The 20,495-nt window shown below is 37.3% G+C and carries 16 protein-coding genes; 7 read left to right on the top strand and 9 right to left on the bottom strand.

What is annotated here, in order from left to right:
* Positions 1-60: 60 nt before the first annotated feature.
* The 3 genes from galU to ABN217_RS12490 all read left to right on the top strand — a co-directional run bounded on the left by galU (position 61) and on the right by ABN217_RS12490 (position 2,862).
* The gene (galU, locus tag ABN217_RS12500; protein ID WP_072070503.1) at positions 61-1,020 is read left to right on the top strand and encodes a UTP--glucose-1-phosphate uridylyltransferase GalU; all 960 of its coding nucleotides are present in this window, start codon (positions 61-63) and stop codon (positions 1,018-1,020) included.
* Between the two features lie 72 nt (positions 1,021-1,092).
* Positions 1,093-2,121, top strand: a complete 1,029-nt coding sequence (locus ABN217_RS12495) for a family 8 glycosyl hydrolase (RefSeq protein ID WP_197269721.1) — start codon at positions 1,093-1,095, stop codon at positions 2,119-2,121.
* Between the two features lie 312 nt (positions 2,122-2,433).
* On the top strand, positions 2,434-2,862 hold the full coding sequence (locus tag ABN217_RS12490) for a TOBE domain-containing protein (protein ID WP_340894445.1): 429 nt from the start codon (positions 2,434-2,436) through the stop codon (positions 2,860-2,862).
* 122 nt (positions 2,863-2,984) lie between these two features.
* Here the strand turns inward: ABN217_RS12490 and ABN217_RS12485 are convergent, their stop codons facing one another.
* From ABN217_RS12485 to fdnG, 7 genes are all read right to left on the bottom strand, one after another.
* The gene (locus ABN217_RS12485; protein WP_197269720.1) at positions 2,985-4,634 is read right to left on the bottom strand and encodes an LTA synthase family protein; all 1,650 of its coding nucleotides are present in this window, start codon (positions 4,632-4,634) and stop codon (positions 2,985-2,987) included.
* Between the two features lie 108 nt (positions 4,635-4,742).
* Positions 4,743-6,605 (bottom strand): selenocysteine-specific translation elongation factor, encoded by a 1,863-nt coding sequence (gene selB / locus ABN217_RS12480; protein ID WP_349459479.1) that lies wholly within the window; start codon positions 6,603-6,605, stop codon positions 4,743-4,745.
* Complete coding sequence (gene selA, locus ABN217_RS12475) at positions 6,602-7,993, bottom strand: L-seryl-tRNA(Sec) selenium transferase (protein ID WP_197269718.1); 1,392 nt, start codon at positions 7,991-7,993, stop codon at positions 6,602-6,604. Before selA ends, selB begins: the two co-directional genes overlap by 4 nt.
* A gap of 15 nt (positions 7,994-8,008) precedes the next feature.
* Complete coding sequence (gene fdhE, locus ABN217_RS12470; protein ID WP_196554660.1) at positions 8,009-8,929, bottom strand: formate dehydrogenase accessory protein FdhE; 921 nt, start codon at positions 8,927-8,929, stop codon at positions 8,009-8,011.
* A gap of 207 nt (positions 8,930-9,136) precedes the next feature.
* Positions 9,137-9,793, bottom strand: a complete 657-nt coding sequence (gene fdoI / locus ABN217_RS12465) for a formate dehydrogenase cytochrome b556 subunit (protein ID WP_072070496.1) — start codon at positions 9,791-9,793, stop codon at positions 9,137-9,139.
* Complete coding sequence (gene fdxH, locus ABN217_RS12460; protein ID WP_036933457.1) at positions 9,790-10,728, bottom strand: formate dehydrogenase subunit beta; 939 nt, start codon at positions 10,726-10,728, stop codon at positions 9,790-9,792. The genes fdoI and fdxH overlap by 4 nt, the downstream gene beginning before the upstream one ends.
* Before the next feature lie 11 nt (positions 10,729-10,739).
* Positions 10,740-13,787, bottom strand: a complete 3,048-nt coding sequence (fdnG, locus tag ABN217_RS12455) for a formate dehydrogenase-N subunit alpha (protein ID WP_141650228.1) — start codon at positions 13,785-13,787, stop codon at positions 10,740-10,742.
* Between the two features lie 178 nt (positions 13,788-13,965).
* Between fdnG and fdhD the strand changes: the two genes are divergently transcribed.
* Positions 13,966-14,796, top strand: a complete 831-nt coding sequence (fdhD, locus tag ABN217_RS12450; protein WP_072070493.1) for a formate dehydrogenase accessory sulfurtransferase FdhD — start codon at positions 13,966-13,968, stop codon at positions 14,794-14,796.
* Positions 14,797-14,871: 75 nt separating this feature from the next.
* Here the strand turns inward: fdhD and ABN217_RS12445 are convergent, their stop codons facing one another.
* Entirely contained in the window at positions 14,872-15,735 is an 864-nt protein-coding gene (locus tag ABN217_RS12445; RefSeq protein WP_196554657.1) for an ATP-grasp fold amidoligase family protein, read from the bottom strand.
* A 250-nt stretch (positions 15,736-15,985) separates the two neighbouring features.
* Positions 15,986-16,522 (bottom strand): UmoA family flagellar biogenesis regulator, encoded by a 537-nt coding sequence (umoA, locus tag ABN217_RS12440; RefSeq protein ID WP_115351331.1) that lies wholly within the window; start codon positions 16,520-16,522, stop codon positions 15,986-15,988.
* A 295-nt stretch (positions 16,523-16,817) separates the two neighbouring features.
* On the opposite strand from umoA, the gene ABN217_RS12435 reads away from it, so the two are divergent.
* From ABN217_RS12435 to ABN217_RS12425, 3 genes are all read left to right on the top strand, one after another.
* Complete coding sequence (locus ABN217_RS12435) at positions 16,818-17,708, top strand: LysR family transcriptional regulator (protein WP_340894458.1); 891 nt, start codon at positions 16,818-16,820, stop codon at positions 17,706-17,708.
* A 425-nt stretch (positions 17,709-18,133) separates the two neighbouring features.
* Positions 18,134-18,934 carry a Slam-dependent surface lipoprotein gene (locus tag ABN217_RS12430; RefSeq protein WP_349459477.1) on the top strand — a complete coding sequence of 267 codons (801 nt, stop codon included), beginning with the start codon at positions 18,134-18,136 and terminating at the stop codon, positions 18,932-18,934.
* A 184-nt stretch (positions 18,935-19,118) separates the two neighbouring features.
* Entirely contained in the window at positions 19,119-20,483 is a 1,365-nt protein-coding gene (locus ABN217_RS12425) for a surface lipoprotein assembly modifier (RefSeq protein ID WP_349459476.1), read from the top strand.
* Positions 20,484-20,495 lie beyond the last annotated feature (12 nt).

Genomic DNA, 20,495 nt, shown 5'->3' with positions numbered 1-20,495 from the left:
TGTAATTTAAAATAATACTAAATATTAATTTTAGATAAATATCTATTAGAGGATTTTATTATGATGAAAGCTGTTATCCCTGTTGCTGGATTAGGTACTCGTATGTTACCTGCAACGAAATCAATTCCTAAAGAAATGCTGCCTATCGTTGACCGCCCTTTAATTCAATATATTGTTGAAGAGTGTGCTCAGGCTGGTGTTGAGGAAATTATTTTAGTCACTCACTCTTCTAAAAATTCAATTGCGGATCATTTTGATACCAGCTTTGAATTAGAAAATATGCTTGAACAGCGTATTAAAAATAAATTATTAGAAGAAGTACGTTCAATTTGCCCTGAAAATGTCAAAATTGTACAAATTCGTCAAGGTCATGCATTAGGTTTGGGTCACGCTATTTGCTGTGCGCGTCCTGTGATAGGCGATAATCCATTTATTGTTTTACTACCAGATGTTTTATTGAATGCACACTATTGTGATCCTAAACATGATAATTTATCAGCAATGATCAAACGTTTTGAAAAAACTGAACGTAGCCAAATCATGGTTGAACCAGTACCAATGAGCCAAGTGCAACAATATGGTGTTGTGGATTGCGAAGGCGTTTTCTGTCCTCAAGGTAATTGGGCACCTATTCGTCGTATCGTGGAAAAACCAAATCCAGAAGATGCACCATCTAATCTTTCTGTAGTAGGTCGTTATGTTTTCTCTTCAGCTATTTGGGAATTATTGGATGGTTTACCAGCAGGCGTTGGTGGTGAAATTCAGTTAACTGATGCGATTGATTTATTATTGAAAAAAGAAACGGCTGAAGCTTATACCTTAGTGGGAAAATCTCATGACTGTGGTAATAAGCTGGGATATATGAAAGCCTTTGTTGAATATGGTTTACATAATTCCGTTTTAAAAGAAGAATTCGCTTCTTGGATGCAGGATTTTTGTGAAAAAACATTGTTACCCAAAACAGAAGTCATAGAAGAAGACGAAATTAATGAAGAACAAAAGATAGTTGCTATCTTTTGAGTTACCTTGAAATAACATGCAATGTGCCGACCGAAATAAGATAACGGTCGGCAATAGCAGGAGAGAAAGGCAATGTCTTTTGGGCACTTATCTCGTTGTAATTATCTATTTTTTACCTTTTTTATTTTAGGTTTGTTGCTTATGGTTTCTCCCTCAATACAGGCAGCAGATACTCAAACCGGATGGCAGCAGTTTAAAGAGCGCTATATTAAGGATGACGGGCGCGTTATAGACAGCGCCAATAACAATATCTCGCACTCAGAAGGTCAAGGCTATGGGATGTTGATGGCGGTAATGAGTGATGATCGTGAGACATTCAATAAGCTGTGGCGTTGGACAGCGACCTCTCTTTATCGAGGCGATTTAGGGTTGTTTAAATGGCGTTATGAGCCTGAAAATAATGAACATACCCCTGATCCTAATAATGCAACTGATGGTGATATTTTAATTGCGTGGGCATTATTAAAAGCGGGTGAAAAATGGAATGATGAAAGTTATCTTTCAGCCTCCGATTCTATTCAGCACGCTATTTTAGAGCATACCTTAGTTAAAACAAAAAACTATACCGTATTACTACCGGGTATTAATGGTTTTAAAACACCGGAAGAAATTATTATTAATCCATCTTATTTTATTTTTCCAGCATGGAAAGATTTTTACCGTACAAGTAAAGATGTTCGTTGGAAAGCGTTAATTAATGATAGCCAATCCTTGCTAAGAAATATGCGTTTTGGTGAATATCAATTACCCTCAGACTGGGTGAGTTTATATCCTGATGGAAAGATAGAGCCTAGTGAAAAATGGCCCGCACGATTTAGCTTTGATGCAATACGTATTCCGCTTTATTTAGCTTGGGCACATGATGAATTAGCATTACAACCCTTTGTGCAGTATTGGCAGCAATTTGATCGTTATAAAACCCCTGCTTGGGTCAGTATTGATGCTCAAGAGCGTGCGGAATATAACCTCACACCAGGTATGATGGCGGTGAGGGATTTAACAATGAAAACCCCTATTGAAGATGTTGAGTTAAGTAAAGATACGGATTATTACTCTTCCGCTTTACATTTATTAGCGACATTTGCTCAGAATGGGCAATAAGTCTTTTTAATTAAGATTATAGATAGCTTAAATTACCTTTAGCTAACAGGTTAATTAAGTTATCTATTTTGTTTATGACAATAAGGATAAAAATAAAAAAGATATAACTTGCTGAATTTATTTCTATTAATTTGCGAGGTCGTTATTTATTTTTGCTATTTCTATTTATTTATAACATTATGTTTTTAAATAATAAATAAACTTTAAACTATGATCTAAGAATAATTTATTTAATGGCATTTATGATAAAATTACCTCAATGACTTGATAGTGTTATTTATATAATTTCTCATCAATAATAGAGGTGGATAAATGAAAGTTTCAGCACGCAATCAGTTAGTTGGTAAAGTTATTGATATTATTGAAGGTGCCGTTAATAGCGAAGTTATTTTATCGTTAGCGCATGGTGAAAAACTGGCCACAATTATCACTAAAGAGAGCTGTGATAGTTTAAAGATCAAAAAAGATGGTGAGGCAATCGCCATTATTAAAGCACCATGGGTTGTTTTAGCGCTACCTGATTGTGGTTTGAATTTTTCTGCACGTAATCAGTTTGCAGGAAAAGTGACTCAAATCGCGCAAGGCGCTGTAAATTCAACGGTGCATTTAGAAACAGTAAAAGGCTTAGAGCTGACTGCGGTTATTACAAATGAAAGCTTACAAGAAATGCAATTGGCAAAAGGCAGTGATGTTTTAGCATTAGTGAAAGCATCTAGTGTGATTGTTGCAACACGTAAATAATAGTATCCAATATTTTGGATAATCAGTTTTAAGATAAAAAAAGAGGCTAGATAACTAGCCTCTTTTTCGTTGATATTAATCAGATTTATAATCCCGATCATCCATTATTTAAGTGACAAAAATTAATCATCAGCGACACCTGCAACTTTCAATTTGTCGTAAATATAATTTTTATAACTATTAATTAATTTTTCGTCTTCACAGTCATTTAATTTACCTTCACATAAGTGTCGCATTTGAATATTGGCTTTATAGAAAGGTGATAATGGTAAACGTGCACGCTCCAGTATCATGCCACCTAAGAAGCTAATATCCGTTAACTCACCCGTTGAAAGTGATGCACCTTGCGTTAGGTTGTCTCTCAATGTGAATTGAGTGATATGTGCGGGGTTAGTAAATGGTGACTGGTAATTATTTAACTCAATATTAGGTTGATGATCACCAAAATAAAGAAACATTGTCGGTTTTTCTCTTTGGGCGACAAAATTGGAAAAATCTTTAATTGCCGGATCACTGGTAATTATTTTTTCCATATAGTGGCTAAATTTACCCGGCGCATTACTGCTTTTTGTTTGACCTGTAATTTGATAGTCATCAGTATGAGATTCATCATAAGGGCCATGCTCGTACATCGTTAATGAAAATATAAACAAAGGCTTATCTGTTCGTTTTTTAAGAACTTCTTCGATATAACCTAGCATATCTTGTGTTGATATTTTCCAAAGATTTTCTTCCAAATGTCCAGGATAACCTAACTCTTGAGGTTGGATAATTTCATCAACTCCCATTTGCTCATAAGCATAACCAGCATGATAAGCACTGCGATTAAATGGGGTGAGTAAAACCGTGTAATAGCCTTCAGCTTTGAGTCGGCGAAATAAACTTTCATTAAGATTATCGACAACAAAATAGAATACCGAGTTCTTACGGGCACCAAAATCGTCAGTATTTAATCCTGTTAAGATGGAAAACTCAGAAAGCCAAGTACCACCACCAAAGGTTTGTACTCGTAAAGGGCTTTGAGCACTCACACCTTCATCTTTTTGGAACATAAATAAATCAGGTAATGCGAGATCTTTATCAAATTGATAAATGGAGGGATTAACCGTCGATTCTTGTAATAAAATGATGATATCGGGCTTTATTTCAGTTTGTGTCTCAGGTAATGCCGTTTTATTTGCTTTTTCAAGGAAATAGTCAGCACTTTCTTTAAAATAAGGGGGGTGATATGTAGTTTGGTAACCGGACATAATCAAATTAGTAACGGTACCTCGGCCACCAGGTAATGTACCTTCCCATTCAACTTGCCACTTTTCAACAGTAAAATGGATGGTAATGACACCAACAACTATTAGCAGTAAGCTACTTACACGTAATGTTAGGCGTGATTTTTTGGAAAAACGCCAAGCAATCAACATATTAATAAGAAGCCATATTAGCATTGCAACCAATGCCACACCGGCTTCCCAATAATGTCCTAATGTCCCTAAATTTGAACTGTCAAAGGCTAAATCAAAATCAGAGAACATTAATGTCTCTTTGTAATAATGGACTTTAAGTTGGTTAATAAACTTAGTGATCAGGAAAAGTGTACCAGTTGTAATGATCGAAAATAAAACACGTCCTGATAAAATAAAGAAAAGAGAAAAAAGAATAAAATAAGCACTCACAGAGAGTAGGGCTGTATAAATAAGACTCGTTTTTTCAAAAACAATAAACAGAGAGCCAATAAGAATAAGTGCTAGGTAAGCACTTCCTAATAGTTTTTTCATATCTCTTCCGAGTATAGCCATAAAGAATAGGATTTAAATTTTACTACTATTGTAGGTGATAATTTTAATTAGACTGAATGGATTATTCAGTCTAATTATATTCTTTATTTAGAATAGCCCTTTATCTCGTAAAATATGAAGATCTTTTTTGCGCCGTGTAAAACCTGTACGGTCAAAATATTCTAGGATTTGTACTGCTAATTTACGTCCTACAGATAATTCATCACGAAAATCCGCTGCGGTGACACTGCCATTACTCTCATTATATTTCACAATAATGGAGGCAAATTTCTCTATAGATGCATGGGTATAGTAGCGATCAGCAATAATTGGGATAATTAAACCTAACTGTGCGGCCTTGCGTAATAATGAACGAATTTCTTTTTCATCCTTTTTCATTTCATTTGCAAGATCACGTACCCACCAAGGTTCAGATTGCTCAAAATAGACTTTAGCATATCGCCATAACGACTCTTGTTCTGGCGAAAAAGCAAGACCATGGGTTGGGAGATGAAGCCAGCCCCGACTTTGGCTAATTGCACCCTCTTTTCGTAATTGATCAATTAGGTGATAAACCAACTCATCATGATAAGTTGGTAGCGCCATTCGTTTTAAACGTGAACGTCCGACTCCCATTTGATCATTATGTTGTTGGTGATATTCCTCAAGTGTATTGAGTAATTTTTGTTTTGCATTATCAGCATTTTCTTTAGAAAGAATAACGCCAGCAACGTTAATTAGGTCAAATGTTTTTAGTAGCTGAGTGAGTGCACTTTCAGTTAATTGCTGAGCCCAAGCAAACTGATTTAGAGATAATTCACCTTTTGGTAAACATAACGCTAAATTGGCACTAACACTATCAGCATTATCAAGTTGATGTAGCCAAGCTAAGAACTCACTTTGTCGTTTACCTCTACGTGGCGAATGCAAATGTAAGACTTTCGCTGCGGCTAATGTACGTTGAGCACTAATATCACGTAAAATAAGTCTGTCGTTATCCACCAGCCAAAGTGGTTCATCAAGAATAAGTTCAGCTAATTGAGGTGTTTCGGTAGTATTATTTAAGAGCGCAACACGGCCTGTAATATGGCGAGTACCATGATGAATATGTACAGGCTGCCAATGCTTTAAAGGTTCATCAGCGATTAAACTGACTAAGACTTTATGAGCTTGATAGTTAGGTTCTTGAGAGAGCAACCAATCGCCACGAGAGACACTATCTTTACTGACATCTCCAGTGATATTAATGGCAATACGATGACCGGCTCCAGCACTTTCTACAGGTTGATTTTGTGCGTGTAACGCTCTGATCCTTACTGGTTTATCAGCACCTGTTAGCCAAAAAGTATCACCAATGGCTATTTTCCCTGCGAGGGCAGTACCCGTAACTACTAACCCAGCCCCTTTAATACTAAAAACGCGGTCTATCGCTAAGCGAAAGCGTTTATGCCATTGAGGGTGTTGTTGCTCTTGTTGATGAAGATTAACAAGATAGTCACGAAGCGCGGGTATCCCTTCATTAGAAGGTGCTGAGGTGACAAAAATAACAGGTTGTTGCCAGCTTAAATTGGCCAATACATCAATTATTTGTGATCGAACTTCTTCAATTCGTTCAGGCGTAACACGATCTGCTTTAGTCAGAATTACGGTAACTTGAGGGCAACCAGCAAGACGTAAAATAGAAATATGTTCAATGGTTTGAGCCATAACACCATCGTCACAAGCCACAATTAACAGTGCATGAGAGATCCCACCAACACCAGCAAGCATGTTAGAAAGAAATTTTTCATGACCAGGCACATCGACAAAACCGATAGACGTTCCGTCATCTTGACGCCAATAGGCATAACCTAAATCTATGGTCATACCTCGTTTTTTCTCTTCGGGTAAATGGGTTGTATCTACCCCAGTGATGGCTTGTATAAGTGTGGTTTTTCCGTGGTCTACGTGACCTGCTGTCGCAAAAATCATAGTAAAAGTGCCTGTATTAATGCATTTTCATCCTCAAGACAGCGCAGATCAAGCCACAGGCGACCATCAGTAATTCGACCGATAATGGGCTTTTCTAAATTACGCCAAAGTGCGGCTAATGTATCTAACTGGCTACCTTTTCCATCTTTTGCTTCAAAGGTAAGCGCTGCACTCGGTAAACTTTCAATAGGTAACGAACCACTGCCTATTTGAGACGCACATGAGGATATCGTGATATGGTAATTTTCCCCATAATATGCCTGAAAATGAGGCAATAACCGTTGCGCCATGTCATGAATTTCTGTTTGTGTCCTAGTTAACAAACGTAATGTCGGAATTTCAACTACCATTTTTTCTGGTTGCTGATAAAGGCGTAATGTGGCGCCTAATGCTGCTAATGTCATTTTATCAACACGTAATGCACGCTTTAAAGGGTGGCGCTGAATAGCTTCAATCCATGTTTTTTTACCTAAGATTATTCCCGCTTGAGGGCCACCTAATAATTTATCACCAGAGAAGGTAACAAGATCGATACCTTGTTGTAGATAATCTTGAGGCATGGGCTCTGAAGGTAAACCTAAAGTAGCTAAGTTAGTCATTGAACCACTGCCTAAATCGATAGCAGTAGGTAAATTCATCTCTTTACCTAAAGCCGCTAATTCTTCACCATGAACTTCTGCGGTAAAACCTTGAATAGCGTAATTGCTGGTATGAACTTTCATCAGCAATCCCGTATTTTCATTAATGGCGTTACGATAATCTTTAAGATGAGTGCGGTTTGTTGTACCCACTTCTTTAAGTGTGCAACCTGCTTGTGTCATCACATCGGGGATACGAAAAGCACCACCAATTTCCACTAATTCACCACGAGAAACCACGACTTCTTTATTTGGTGCTACGGTTGCAAGCATCAATAAAACAGCGGCCGCATTGTTATTAACAATACAGGCATCTTCAGCCCCCGTTAATTCACATAACAAGTCTGCGATAGCGCGATCACGGTGTCCTCTTGAGGCACCATCGAGAGAATATTCTAAGGTTGCAGGAGAGCGCATAACTTGGCTAACGGCTTCGATAGCCGATTCAGCCATTAATGCTCGACCTAAATTGGTGTGTAAAACCGTTCCTGTTAAATTGAAAACAGGTTTAATTAACGATTTTTGTTGTAATGTAATGCGATTTTGTAATTCATTCGCCCACTGGTTATACCATGCAGGTAGGTCATTATCTTGGCGAATAATGATACGCGCTTCTTCTTGTAACTTTCGTAAATGCTCAGTAATAAATGTCTGACCATAAGAAGCAACTAAAATCTGAATTTCTTCTTGATGCAGCAACTTATCAATAGACGGTAGCTGGCTGTAAAGTGAGCGCGTATCATTTGTCATACTAGTACCTAATTATTATTCATTTGGGAACAGGAATGGGTTAATGCTACTACGAGCAAATCCTTCTTCTTCCATTTTTGCATCAAGAACAATAGACGCTAAATCATCAGCGACAGCATCAACATTGGCGTCTTTTTCTTGATATAAAATTTTCAGATAGCTTCCACAATCACCACAGCTTTCTGCTTTAACCGGAGCATTTTCACTGTCTAATGACCAGTAATTTAGTTTACCCGTTAGCTCACAGTTGGTGCATTTAATACGCACAACATGCCACTCGGTTTCACATAAATTACAATGTAAATAGCGTAAGCCTTGCGTTGTTCCGATTTGTACCATGCTTGTAACTGGCATACTGTTACAAACAGGACAGAATTGGCGATTTTCACCATATTCTGTTTTTGCTTTACCTGGAATATTAGAGGCCAATTGTGCCCAATAAAGGGATAATGCAGACCAAATAAAGACCGATTTATCCGCAGGTACTTTTGAATACTCATCATTAAGTAATGCTGTCGCCATCTCTTCTAATTCAGTTTCAGAAGCTTTAGACAGGTTTTCTAATGTGATAGTGACACTTTCAGGTACAACCGGACGTAATTCAGCAATAATTGAGGCTAATAAAGCATGCCAATGTTTACTACGCTTGAATGTTTTTTTATCTAAAGGCGCAACACCTGCTTGCTGTGTGAGAAGTGGTGCAAGATCAATGATTAATGGATTGTCATGGAGTGCTTTTTCTTGAGCTTTAGCAATTTCAGCTGCAAATTCAAGGTAGTTTGCAAAAGGATTATCTTTTGCAAGTGATTGAAAACGTTCAGCACGACGTTGATAAAGGTTTTTCAGATTAGGGAATAATACTGGTGGAATGAAACTAATACCTTTTTCTGATTGTTCTTTACCTAATTGCTCTTTAGGAACGATGCGAATACTCATAACGTTCTATCTTCCTATTATCTTAAATTTTATAGTGAATACCCACAGGGTTTGGCTTCAGAATAAATCAAATACAGACACGAAGCCATGACAGTGGGTAATAATAGCGTGATTTTATTGTTTTTTTACGCCTTAAAACCAGACGTAAATTGAATAAAAAACGGAGGCTCACAAGCCTCCGTTTGTTCAGAAATACACTTTAGGTCATTATTTCTGTGACTGCTTTTCGGCTTCTTTTTTCTCTTCTTCGAGAATTTCACGATACCAACGAGGGTGGTGCTTTTTAGCCCAACCACGAGTTACCCAGCCTTCAATCATGCTACGAATTGAACCTTTCACCCAGAACGCCGCATAAGCATGAACAAATACGGTGATTATCAGTAAGATTGCTGATAATGAGTGAACTAATAAGGCAATTCGAATCACTGGGATCGAGAAATATTCTGCGAAATAAGGACGCCAAATGATAACACCACTGACTGTTAGTAAGATCAGGCTGATACTTAATGTCCAGTAAATACCCTTCTGACCTAAGTTGTAGTGGCCAATATCGCCAGCTTCTTCATTTTGCAGTACTTTATGAATGTTTTTAGCCCAGACTAAGTCATCTTTATCAATAAAGTTGTGCTTCAGATATCTGAAGAACATAAAGAGAAAGAGGAACGCCATCACGCTACCCACGAATGGGTGCAACAAACGCGACAGTTCTGGTGTACCTAAAATATTCATGAACCAATTCAGAGATGGGAAGAAGAAACCCAATCCGCTGATAGCAGTAAACAGAAATACAATCACTACTAACCAATGGTTAATACGCTCAGAAGCGGTGTGGCGAAGAATTTTATCGCCTTTCTTCTTCATCATTTCTGCTCCTCCTTATTCACAGAGGTCTGTGTTTTAGAAGATGCTTCCATCTCTTTGAGCGCTTCTTCTTCATCTTCTTCAGTTGTACGGTTTGGACCTACACCTAAATAATGGAAAATTGCACCCGCGAAGGTTGCGGCAAAACCAACCGCAGCTAATGGTTTCCAGATACCTTTCCAGAATTTAACCGTTGAGCTAATTTCTGGGTTTTCTGGTAAACCATGATACAAGTTTGGTTTGTCAGCATGATGGAGAACATACATCACGTGTGTACCACCCACACCTTGTGGATCGTAAAGACCAGCATTGTCGTAACCACGAGTTTGCAGTTCTGAAACACGTTCGCTTGCAAGATTGATCATCGCTTCTTTCGAACCAAAATGAATCGCACCTGTTGGGCACGTTTTCACACATGCAGGCTCTTGGCCGACTTCAACACGGTCAACACATAACGTACATTTGTAAGCACGGTTATCTTCTTCATTAATGCGAGGCACGTCAAAAGGACAACCTGCAATACAATAACCACAACCAATACAGTGTTCTGATTGGAAATCAACAATACCGTTAGCGTATTGAATGATGGCACCTTCTGCTGGGCATGCTTTTAAACAGCCTGGGTCAGCACAGTGCATACAACCGTCTTTACGGATCAACCATTCCAGCTTGCCATTCTCTTCAACTTCAGAGAAGCGCATCACTGTCCATGATTTTGCCGTTAAGTCAGTAGGGTTATCGTAAACACCAACGTTAGTGCCAATTTTATCGCGAATATCGTTCCATTCAGAACAAGCAACCTGACAGGCTTTACAGCCGATACAGGTCGTTACGTCGATAAGTTTTGCCACTTCTTCCTTGTAATCCCGCACATGAGGTGCGGGAGTAAGAGAATTGGTGGCAGAGCGACGAATAATGTCTTGGGATTGCAGTGACATAATTTATCTCCTTACACCTTTTCCACATTAACAAGGAACGCTTTAAACTCAGGCGTTTGTGTATTTGCATCACCAACAAATGGCGTTAACGTATTAGCAATAAAGCCTTTGACTGCAACACCTTCAAAGCCCCAGTGGATAGGAATACCAATGGTATCCACTTTGCGGCCATCCACATCAAGGGTTCTAATACGCTTAGTCACCACAGCTTTGGCTTTGATATAACCACGTTTTGAGCTGACTTTAACGGTATCGCCTTGCACAATGCCTTTTTCTGCGGCTAAACGCTCACCAATTTCAATAAATTGTTGTGGCTGAATAATCGCATTCAAGCGCGCGTGTTTAGTCCAGAAGTGGAAATGTTCTGTCAGACGATAAGTTGTACCGACATATGGGAAATCTTCTGCTTTACCCATATCTTTCCAGTCATCTTTAAAGATACGCGCTGCTGGGTTTGAAACTACATTTGGATGCAGTGGATTAGTACCCAATGGTGTTTCAATTGGCTCATAGTGCTCAGGGAATGGACCTTCTGCCATCTTGTCGATAGCAAACAGACGTCCCATACCTTCTGGCTGCATAATAAATGGACCAACATCAGAACCTGGTGCAGCGTTGCTATAGTCAGGTACATCAATACCTGTCCATTTGCTACCATCCCATTCGATTAACTTACGTTTAGGATCCCATGGTTGACCTTGTGGGTCTGCCGATGCACGGTTATAAATAATGCGACGGTTAAGAGGCCATGCCCATGCCCAACCTAATGTATTACCCAATCCTGATGGATCGGAGTTATCACGGTTAGCCATTTGGTTGCCTTTCTCTGTCCAGCTACCCGCGAAGATCCAACAGCCACTTGCTGTTGTACCATCATCACGTAACTGAGCGAACGAGCTAAGCAGTTGACCTTTTTTCAGAATGATATTGCCATCAGCATCTTTTAAATCGACTAATGCTCTACCATTACTTTCTTGTGCAACTTCTGCGGATGTTGGATTATCAGGATCAAAGTAATCCCAAGTCATATTCAACACCTGCTCTGGCATCGCGCCGCCTTCTTCTTTGTAGAGTTGGCGTAAACGATGGAAAATACCTGATAAAATCTCAGCATCAGGGATAGCAATACCAGGGGCATCTCCCCCTTTCCAGTGCCACTGTAACCAGCGACCAGAGTTAACGATAGAGCCGTCTTCTTCTGCGAAACAGGTTGTTGGTAAACGGAAGACTTCAGTTTGAATATCTTCTGTTTTAACGTCATTCTCTTCACCGTGGTTCTGCCAGAAACACGAAGTTTCAGTATTTAGCGGATCCATTGTGATAAGGAATTTCAGTTTTGATAATGAACGAATAACCTTGTTCTTATTCGGGAATGAGGCAACAGGGTTAAAGCCTTGGCAGATATAGCCGTTGACTTCACCTTTATCCATCATCTCGAAGTATTGTAGAACGTCGTAAGGTTTGTCCCACTTAGGTAACAGTGAGAAGCCCCAATCATTATCGCGTTGAGCATTATCACCATAGAATGTCTTCATCATACTGACGAAGAATTTAGGATAATTACCCCAGTAGTTAACTTGTCCTGGTACCGTCGCTTTTGGCGTATTCGCAGCTAAGTAGGTTTCTAATGAAGTCTGCTTTTCAGAAGGCAGAGTCATATAGCCTGGTAAGCTTTGAGATAATAGACCGAGGTCAGTTAAGCCTTGAATATTGGAGTGACCACGTAGTGCGTTAACACCGCCACCAGCCATACCCATATTACCTAACAGTAATTGGATCATTGCCATGGTACGAATATTTTGAGCACCAACAGTATGTTGAGTCCAGCCTAATGCATACAGGAAAGATGCTGTTTTATCTTTCGCTGCTGTTTCAGCAATATATTCACAGACTTTTAAGAAATCTTCTTTTGGTGTACCACAAATCTGAGTAACCACATCAGGCGTGTAACGGCTAACGTGTTCTTTTAACAGATTCCAGACACAACGAGGATGTTGTAATGTGGTGTCGCGTTTTGCGAAACCATTTTCATCCATCTCGTAGTTCCAAGTGGTTTTATCATATTGACGTTTTTCTGCATCATATCCGCTGAATAAACCATCATCAAAGTGATAGTCTTCACGGACAATCAAGCTAGCATTGGTATAAGCCTCAACGTATTCTTTTTGATATTTCTTATTTTCGAGCAGATATAAGATAACGCCCGATAAGAACGTAATATCAGTACCAGAACGGATAGGCGTATAGAAATCCGCAACAGCCGCAGTACGGGTGAAGCGAGGATCAATAACAATGAGCTTGGCGTTATTATGGATTTTAGCTTCCATCGCCCAGCGGAATCCCACAGGGTGTGCTTCTGCCGCATTACCGCCCATAACGACGATAAGGTTGGCGTTTTTCATATCAACCCAGTGGTTGGTCATCGCACCGCGACCAAATGTTGGAGCAAGACTTGCTACCGTTGGTCCGTGTCAGACACGCGCTTGGTTATCGACAGCTAGCATCCCAAGAGCTCTTGAGAATTTCTGAGTTAAAAACCCAGTTTCATTGCTTGCTGCAGAGGCGCAAAGCATACCGGTTGTTAACCAACGGTTGACTTCGACACCCTCTTTATTGAGTTTCTGGAAGTTGGCATCGCGGTCTTTTTTGATTAAGCGCGCAATACGATCAAATGTTTCTTCCCATGAAAGTTTTACCCATTTATCCGAGCCGGGTGCACGGTATTCTGGGTGTTTTAAGCGACCTTCACTGTGGATGAAATCCACAAGACCAGCACCTTTAGGGCATAATGCACCGCGGTTTACTGGATGGTCTGAGTCACCTTCAATATGGAATATTGTTTCTTTTGCGTTTTTCGCGCCATCGCCCAGACTATACATTAATAGTCCACAACCGACAGAACAGTACGTACAGGTATTGCGGGTTTCGCGGGCTCTCAGTAATTTATACTGACGCGAGCCTGCTAGCGCAACTGCTGGTGCAAAACCGAGCGCCGCCGCTGTAGTACCTGCCATACCGCCAGCACAGATCTTAAAGAACTGTCTTCTGCTGACCTGCATGGGGTCTCTCCTCATCATACATTGCTTTTACTGACTCTGATTTTCTTCACGAAAATGGAGCTGATTGTTTTTTTATTCCTATTATCCTTAATAGGATCAGGTTCATTGCCTGATAGGTAGTGTAAAATCGTTTTACCCGTATTGTTATTATGTATTAATAAATTTAGGAATTCATCTTATGGATGAAACAAAATCGACAAAATTGTTAACTAAACGTGTAATCATTGGCGTAGATCAAACAATTGTGCAACACAAAGGATCTCTTAACAGACAAGAAGACGATTATATTGCACTCGAAGTTCCTGTTGCATTAGTGTACAACGGAATTTCTCACGTTGTTATGATGGCAAGCCCTAAAAATTTAGAGTTGTTTGCTGTCGGATTTTCTTTATCCGAAGGCATTATAGAGTCTTCTAATGAAATTCGCAGTATCGAAATTGTGGAAAGTTGTCACGGAGGCATTGAAGTTCAAGTTGAATTATCAAGCCGCCGTTTTATGGGCTTAAAAGAACGTCGTCGCAATATGACTGGGCGTACAGGCTGTGGGATTTGTGGGACAGAACAACTTGAAGAGATTTTCCGACCTATTACACCGTTACCTTTTACACAAACATTTTCACTTTCAAATCTTGATAAAGCCTTAGAGCAGATGACAACCGTTCAAGAAATTGGTGAATTAACTGGCTGTACTCATGCGGCTGTTTGGTTATCACCAGAGGGTGAAATGCAAGGTGGTTGTGAAGATGTTGGTCGTCACGTTGCATTGGATAAGCTTTTAGGTATGAAAGCACAAGAGCAGTGGAGTGAAGGTGCGGTATTAGTTTCAAGCCGAGCAAGCTATGAAATGGTACAAAAAGCCGCGATGTGTGGTGCGGAAATTTTATTTGCAGTTTCTGCGGCAACCTCTTTAGCGGTCGAAGTCGCTAATAAATATAATGTAACGCTGGTGGGTTTTTGTCGTCGCGGAAGAGCAACCGTGTTTACTCATCCACAACGATTAACTGACTAATGAACATGAAACACATTAGAATAGGTGTAATAACTATATATTCTTGCATTACACCTATTTGATCTTTCACTTTATTTATGACCACAATGCCCCTAATTTGTAATCCCACTCTTTAGGTTTGATGGGAATACGTCCTGCATTTGGGGTAAAGGTCATTTCGCTAAAGATGAGCTTATTTTCAGACATTAAAAAATCAACTCGGCAATAATTAAAGCCATTTGCCATTTTAGCGGCTAATTGCAACATGTTTTCAAATTGAGTAGGTTTTTCAACAGGTTCTGGTGTGTTGGGATCTTCTAAGGTGATGGGTTGTAACTGCCAATTTGTGTCATACACATTTATATACTCATTTCCTTTGGTGTCAGAGATATCAATCTCGGCATAATGAGGCTGACCATTAAAACAGTGAAGACGACAAGTTGTTGGTATCATTGGATTTTTTGTATCAAATAAATCAATATATTCTTCACAGATGATTTGAGCTTTGATATTTTTATAATGCCATTCACGAGTGACCGGATAGAGGTTACGCTTTAAATGAAAATGAAGTTTTTTCTTTGCTTTTTCAAAATCAAAGGTTGATTTATCAAGGCATATCACTGTGCTTCCACTGTCATGATTGCATTTCAATACAAAGCGTGAAGGAAGTTGAGAAATATCTATTTCATCAGGGTGTGAATAAATTTTAATAATAGGAACAAGATAAGATGGGCCTATTTTATCTATCACATAGTCTCTCACTCTAATCTTATCTGCTAAGCGCGTATAAATTGGATTTCTATCGAATAGCATGCGTGCATTGATTTTTTCATTTAGTGATGTTGGTATTTTAAAATTTGGTTGATAACCTAAGTTACGAATAAACTTATTTTTTAAATACACACGATCTGGCAATGCGATAGTTCTAAACTGTTTGAAATAATATTCTATGATTTTCATAAGCTAACGGTTATTTGAAATAGATAAGTAAAATAAAAAATAACTTTTCTTTGAATTAAACTTCTATATAGAGAAATAATTAAATGTAAATTAAGAGAATAATGTCAGTTATTGATGTTTTTATATTTTTTATTTATATAAATTTAGAATGTATTAACGTGAGTTAATATTTAAAGTCTCTATTTTAATAAAAGAAAGAATAACGACATTAAGAGAGAATTAACAAAATAGAATATTGATTAAGATTATATTAATTTGATGACCATTTAGTTATATGAATAGGTTTGTCCCAGTTATTAAAGCGTAATCCTTTGCCAGTTCTATTTCCGTGAGCATCTAATATTTCATAATATTCTTCAACGATTTGGCTACGCCCGCGTTGCCATTCATTGGTTGTTGCAAAAGGATCGATTAAATAGATATCACCGACAACGGTATATAGTTCACCTAAATAGCGAATTTTTTTTGTACTGCTATTTGAATAATGAGAAAACATAATTTGGTAGGTTTTATAGTGTTCAGGTTGACCATAAGGGCCATATTTCATTGCAATATAACGAATACCTTGATGATCAGAGGGGTTTGTACCACCAGGAACAGGCATATCTGGTGTGATATTAAAAAGAGTATATCGAGAGCTTGCCGTAGGTTGTCTTAATGCTTGTCGATAGCTTTGTGTATCAAGCCCTGTGGCATTCCATGTTCTGTCCACCAGTCCATTTCCTGCAAAACAGGAAAAAGAGGATCCTAATAATGAAAGAATTATAAATAGGAACTTAGCAAACATAAATACTCCTTTATTGCCATTATGATGCCAGAAAATAAGGTATCCATTCCGTGAAAAAGAGATGTAGAACTGGGTTATTTCTTGCTGTAACGCTTATCGATTCTAAATGGCTATCTAAAAGAAAAAATAAGGAATTGTAGCTGGAGCAAAAAATACGTTTTTATAGTGAGGGAATAATCTCAAAGAAAGCTAGAATATTTTATTTATCAGGTTGTTGGTCTTGGTTATTAATTTTATTTATTTATTTTATGATAGGATAATAAAAGTAAAAACTATGTAGGATTAATGATTAATCATGGACACTCGTTTATTGAACGCATTTGCTGTACTGGCTGAAACTGAACATTTTGGTGAAGCATCATTAAAGCTTTGTATTAGTCAGCCTGCACTTACTAAACAAATAAAAACATTAGAATCTCAATTGGGTATTACTCTTTTTCAACGTGGGCGCCAAGGTGCAAAACTTACCCTAGAAGGGCAATATTTACTCAATCAATGCCAATCAGTATTAAGAGAAGTTCGTCTTTTAGAAAAACAGGCTCGCCAATTAATTGAGCCTCAAAAGATCGAGCTTTATGCTGGGTTTGGCTTGTCATCATTAAGCTTTATCACCCCTTTATTGGCTAAATTTAAGCAAGATTATCCAGATATTACGGTTCATATTGATGATATGCCCTCTAATATAATGGAAGATAAAGTACTTTTAGGTGAATTGGATTTAGCTTTTTCACGTTTGCCTATTTCTGAGCCACTAAAAGGCATTCCATTAGTACAAGAGCGATTGATGTTAGCAATTCCCACGCAAACTATTATGGTGTTAGAGGCTGATGATGATCCATTACACTACTTTAATACGCTTGGGCTTATTCAGTTGGCTCCTGAGAAAGGAAAAAAACTATATCAACAAATCCATGCCTTTTTAAAGCATCATCAAATAAAGCCTCGTGTATTACAACAATCACAAGATATTCAAACACAGCTGGCGTTAGTTGCCGCGGGATTAGGAATGGCATTAGTACCTAAAAATGCAGAACTTATTTGTGACAAACAAAAAGTCACTTTGTTGCCACTGTCTGGTTTGTACACACAATGGGAAATAGGTGTTATTTGGAATAATAATATTCAAAATAAAGATCGTGATGTCTTTATAAAAATAATTCCTGAGGAAATAAATAAATTAAAATAAATGAAAAAATTTTTTAATTTAATTAATGATTACATTCTCAATGTATTGCTTATAGTAAATATAAAACACCTAATAAATATTAATTAGTTTTATAACAAAGTAATTTAATTAATTGCGAGATTGTTCACAAAAAACAACATAGAATAATAATGACATTTTAATTTGTTTTAATAAAAAGTTAAATTAAAACATAACATTAAATATATCTCCATGACATAAATAAGGCTAATTAAAATCATTGTTATTAAAAAGAGTTATTTACAATGAAAGAGATTTATTTAATATAGTTCACCGACAACACAGCAAGCTTTATATTCGCAAGTGAAGTTGGAAAGATAAAAATATAAATACCTCTGTAAGTGGTTACTTATTATTTTATTTATAATAAGTAACCACATCCTCACATGAATAATATGGAAATTATTATGAAAAAACTGAATAAAATAACTTGTGCGTTATTCGTATTAATGGGTACACATGCAGTGCAAGCTGAAATTCACTCTAATCAAAGTGGTGTTTTAACAACGATGGTTGTAGGTGCAAGTGATGCAGTGAATCGAGGTTCTCATCAATCAGCCGGTGGAGAACCTGGTGTTGGGATCAAAAGTATTGGAAATGGTGCAAAACTTAGCTTTGCTTCGTTAACATCACCCATGATGAGTGGTGGAGCAGACAGTAATGGAATTTATACTATTCAACCTAATGCTAACTCCCCTGCAAGCCACAGTAATATGGGTATTTTTCACTTTGCAAAAGTGACGGACGCGAATGTTTATTATGGTGACTGGGCAAAAACAACATCAGCAACAGATGCGACACATCAAACCTATTATGTCGGTAAAGATGTCACAACCACACTGCCGACAGACAGCGCGACTTATACGGTAACAGGTATTAGCCAATACAGTGGTAGTAATCTACTTTCAGGTACGTTTGATGTTAATTTTTCACAAAAGAAAATTGAAGGTTCATTGGCGAATAGTCAACGTACGGTTCAGTTAGAAAGTGGGAATCTTTATACCGCCAATAACCAAGTGACGTTTTCTGCGGATGCAAAAGAGGGCACAACATCAGGGGTTGTTGAAGGTGCCTTCTTTGGTGAAAGCGCGGATGTATTAGCGGGTATTGTCGTGTTCAGTTCAGACCATACAAAAGATATTGGTTTCGGTGGTACGAAAGATAGCAGTGGAAATGAAGAAACGACAGCAAGCACGGATGCTTCTTAATTTTTTCAAAAATAATATTATAAATTTGTTTGGTAATACAATCGGTTAATTCTTTAGAAGTGGTATTAGTGGTCATTATGCTAAATGTTAGCAACAGATAATCAGGTATAGGGTTATCTGTTTTTTTTTATCAAAAATAAATCGACCTTAAGGAATAGGTCGATTTTTATTATAAGGATATACCATGCGTTATTATCAAAAACGAATGGAATTACTTTTTATTATCAGTATGTTATTCATTCCATTAAAAGTAAGCGCCAAAGAAAATAATTCCGTTTTATTCTCCTATTCCTCACCTCAACATTACGTTGCCCAAATAGGGCAACAACTTTATAGTGCTTTACAGCAACAGCAGTGGAAAAAGGCTGAAGAACTACTACTGGACTATCAACAATTACCTTTACATGAAACACTCTTAATTGATTACGCTAAAGCGCTTTTAGCCCAAGCAAAGGGGGATTTTTTAAACGCTGAATTTTATTATCAGCAGCAACTTAAACAAAAAGCCGATTTTATCCCAGCGCAAACAGGGTTAATTCAGCTTTATTTTTATTTGAGAGAATATAAAAAAGCACAACAGCAACTCACTCAATTAAGTAACATTGTTGATTTACCTAAAAATATTGTCCAATCTATTGAGTTTTATAGGGTTAAGTTAGCCTCTTATTTTCAAGGTCAGCGTTTCTATCAATTTAGCTTTTTTTATGATGATAATATTAATCAAGCACCTTACTTAGCAGAACAAATTGTCTCTCAATCTACTCAAAGAAAAATTACGCTAAGAGGTGCCAAACCCACTGCATCAACAGGTTTTGCTCATTATTTTTCTTTTTATCAACCGTTTATTATTTATTCTTACCATACTTTCTCTTCTTATACTTATGTACGATATATTGATTATCACTCTTACCGTAACGCTAATTTTCTTGCGTTATATACACAACTGGGTTATCGCTACCAAAAAAATCAATATCAATGGTCAATGACACCTTATTACGAAATAAAAAAATCACAAGCTCAATATGAATATCAAGCATGGGGAAGTGAAACACAATTTTCTTATTTAATTAATAAAAAGCAGACTATTAATTTAAGTTTTGATTATAAAGTAAAAAAATATCAAAAAATTTTAAATAATTTAAATTCTCATCAACTTAGTTATAATGCTAACCATAACTATTATTTTAATAATGGAATTCAGTTAGTTAATCAATTAAATTATCAGTTAGATCGTAAAAAAAACACTTTATTAAATTATCAGCTGTATGGTATAAAAACAGGCGTTTATTATCCATTGTCAGTAAGTTGGAATATCTCTTTTTTTTTACAGTATCAATTTAAATATTTTAATAATTATAATCCTTTATTAAAAAAGAGAAGAAAAGATAATAGCTTTATTTTCACAACCAATATTAAAAATAAATCACCTGTTATTTTAGGGTTTTACCCTGCAATAGAATTCCGTTATACCCGAAGATTAAGCAATGTGGATTGGTTATATCAATATCAGCAACATGAAGTATTATTTAAATTAGAAAAACAATTTTAATTAAATAAGTTA

This window comes from Proteus sp. fly-1067, from assembly GCF_040139345.1.
In the GTDB taxonomy this organism is placed as follows: Bacteria; Pseudomonadota; Gammaproteobacteria; order Enterobacterales; family Enterobacteriaceae; genus Proteus; species Proteus vulgaris_B.
This window is presented reverse-complemented; position numbering and strand designations above follow the sequence as displayed.

Coding starts and splice junctions, on each gene's coding strand:
- fdoI (WP_072070496.1), bottom strand. CDS start 9,793: ATGATGAAGAAGAAAGGCGATAAAATTCTTCGCCACACCGCTTCTGAG.
- ABN217_RS12495 (WP_197269721.1), top strand. CDS start 1,093: ATGTCTTTTGGGCACTTATCTCGTTGTAATTATCTATTTTTTACCTTT.
- ABN217_RS12435 (WP_340894458.1), top strand. CDS start 16,818: ATGGACACTCGTTTATTGAACGCATTTGCTGTACTGGCTGAAACTGAA.
- ABN217_RS12430 (WP_349459477.1), top strand. CDS start 18,134: ATGAAAAAACTGAATAAAATAACTTGTGCGTTATTCGTATTAATGGGT.
- ABN217_RS12490 (WP_340894445.1), top strand. CDS start 2,434: ATGAAAGTTTCAGCACGCAATCAGTTAGTTGGTAAAGTTATTGATATT.
- umoA (WP_115351331.1), bottom strand. CDS start 16,522: ATGTTTGCTAAGTTCCTATTTATAATTCTTTCATTATTAGGATCCTCT.
- galU (WP_072070503.1), top strand. CDS start 61: ATGATGAAAGCTGTTATCCCTGTTGCTGGATTAGGTACTCGTATGTTA.
- fdxH (WP_036933457.1), bottom strand. CDS start 10,728: ATGTCACTGCAATCCCAAGACATTATTCGTCGCTCTGCCACCAATTCT.
- selB (WP_349459479.1), bottom strand. CDS start 6,605: ATGATTTTTGCGACAGCAGGTCACGTAGACCACGGAAAAACCACACTT.
- fdhE (WP_196554660.1), bottom strand. CDS start 8,929: ATGAGTATTCGCATCGTTCCTAAAGAGCAATTAGGTAAAGAACAATCA.
- ABN217_RS12425 (WP_349459476.1), top strand. CDS start 19,119: ATGCGTTATTATCAAAAACGAATGGAATTACTTTTTATTATCAGTATG.
- ABN217_RS12445 (WP_196554657.1), bottom strand. CDS start 15,735: ATGAAAATCATAGAATATTATTTCAAACAGTTTAGAACTATCGCATTG.
- selA (WP_197269718.1), bottom strand. CDS start 7,993: ATGACAAATGATACGCGCTCACTTTACAGCCAGCTACCGTCTATTGAT.
- fdhD (WP_072070493.1), top strand. CDS start 13,966: ATGGATGAAACAAAATCGACAAAATTGTTAACTAAACGTGTAATCATT.
- ABN217_RS12485 (WP_197269720.1), bottom strand. CDS start 4,634: ATGAAAAAACTATTAGGAAGTGCTTACCTAGCACTTATTCTTATTGGC.